Source organism: Bacillota bacterium, assembly GCA_040754675.1.
In the GTDB taxonomy this organism is placed as follows: domain Bacteria; phylum Bacillota; class Limnochordia; order Limnochordales; family Geochordaceae; genus Geochorda.
This window is the reverse complement of record JBFMCJ010000742.1, coordinates 1-1,710: the sequence shown is the minus strand read 5'-3', so window position 1 is coordinate 1,710 and position 1,710 is coordinate 1. Positions and strand designations below refer to the sequence as shown.

General features: G+C 69.7%; 3 protein-coding genes. All 3 read right to left on the bottom strand.

Going from position 1 to position 1,710, the window contains the following annotated elements; all coding sequences use genetic code 11:
- Window positions 1–781: 30S ribosomal protein S2 (gene rpsB / locus AB1609_23145; protein ID MEW6049332.1), on the bottom strand; the 781-nt coding region annotated here is incomplete at its 3' end.
- Between the two features lie 238 nt (window positions 782–1,019).
- Entirely contained in the window at window positions 1,020–1,478 is a 459-nt protein-coding gene (locus AB1609_23140; GenBank protein ID MEW6049331.1) for a hypothetical protein, read from the bottom strand.
- 21 nt (window positions 1,479–1,499) lie between these two features.
- A partial coding sequence (locus tag AB1609_23135) for a hypothetical protein (GenBank protein MEW6049330.1) occupies window positions 1,500–1,710 on the bottom strand: 211 nt, incomplete at its 5' end.

The following is a 1,710-nucleotide window of genomic DNA, read 5'->3' as shown; positions in this document are numbered from 1 at the left end:
CGTCCGCACCGTACGCCCTCGCCGGCTCCTGCCCGGCCTCGCCCGGACTCTCGAGAGCCCCGTTCTCCGCGGCGTTCTCGCCTGCCGCCGGGCCCTCCTGGCCTTCTCTTGCCTCGAGCACGGCGTCCGCGATCTTGTGGGTGATCAGCCGCACCGCCCGGATGGCGTCGTCGTTGCCGGGGATCACGTAGTCAACCTCGTCGGGGTCGCAGTTGGTGTCGACGATCGCCACCACCTTGATCCCCAGCTTGCGGGCCTCCTTCACGGCGTTGTTCTCCTTGCGCGGGTCGATGACGAACAGGGCGCTCGGGAGGGTCGCCATGCCGCGAATGCCGGCCAGGAAACGCTCCAGCTTGGACTTCTCCTTGCGGAGCTGCATGACTTCCTTCTTGGGGAGCCGGTCGAACACCCCCTTGGTCTCCATCTCCTCCAGCTCGTCCAGCCGGCGCAAGCGGCCCTTGATGGTGTTGAAGTTGGTGAGCGTGCCGCCGAGCCAGCGATGGTTGACGTAGAACATCCCGCAGCGCTGCGCCTCTTCCTGCACCGTATCCTGGGCCTGCTTCTTCGTTCCCACGAACAGCACGGTGCCGCCCGCCTGAACCGCCTCCTTGACGAACCGGTAGGCCTCCTCCAGCCGCCGAACCGTCTCCTGAAGGTCGATGATGTAGATGCCGTTGCGCTCGGTATAGATGTAGCGCGCCATCTTGGGGTTCCACCGGCGGGTCTGGTGTCCGAAGTGAACGCCGGCCTCCAGAAGCTGCTTCATGGAGATGACGGCCATAATAACCCCTTCACCTCCTCCCTGGCGCCCGGTTTTTGGCCTCCGCCGCCTCATCCCCGGGGGAGCCGTGACGCCTTGCAGCGCGGCAACGCCGGCGGCCGGGTCACGGCACCGCCCCTCGAGTCACGGTCGGCGTGTGGGATGACTTGTAAACGCCGGGGCGTAGTATATCACAGCCCCTGGCCCTTCTCAACGCAGATGCCACCTGCAGGCAGCGCCGCCCGCACGTGGCCGCCGCTCACGGAAGCAGCCCCTTGGCCCTGGCGAGCCCTGTAAGCACCTGCACCTCACCGGGGGCAAGCCCGAGTTGCCGGGCGATGGCCGCCGTCTCGAGCCCCTGCCGCAGAAGCTCGGCCACCCTTGCCATGTCCGGATTGGAGCCCGGTGCCACGGCCGGAGCCGGCGCGGGAGGGGCCGTGGACGGCTCAGCGGGCGGCACAGGCGGGCGGGCCGCCGGAGCGGCCGGCTGTGGCATGGCGGGGCCTGCGGCGCTTCGGCGCGCCAGCAGTTCGGCGTAACTGGCGACCAGTGTGGCGAACAGCCCGGCCCTCGCATGCGAGGGTTGCGCTCTGGGGCGGCGTCGTGCGTGAAGGCCGCCGGCGTCCTCCTCCAGGCGCTGAACGCGCCGGTGGAGCCTCCATACCTGCGCGCCCAGGGCCGCGACGAACAACAGCTCGATGGTCTCCAGCCACGTCATCCGGTTTTCGCCCGCCCTCGCTCAGGCGTGGACGTCCACGTTTTGTCCCAGGCCGGGAACCGCAGCTCCGGTGGGCTTCAGCGAGGATTCCCTGGGTTCGCCACCGCCGGCGACCCGCCCGGAAGCGGGCCTGGAGGCGGCCTGACCTCTCGCGGAGCCCCGGCGGCCACCGCCCTGACCTTCGCCCTGGCGCTGGCGGCGCTTCTCCTCGTCGGTCGCGTGGGAGACCCGC

Bases quoted from the DNA above. Each gene is read 5' to 3' on its own strand.
- AB1609_23140 (MEW6049331.1), bottom strand. From the start codon at position 1,478: ATGACGTGGCTGGAGACCATCGAGCTGTTGTTCGTCGCGGCCCTGGGC.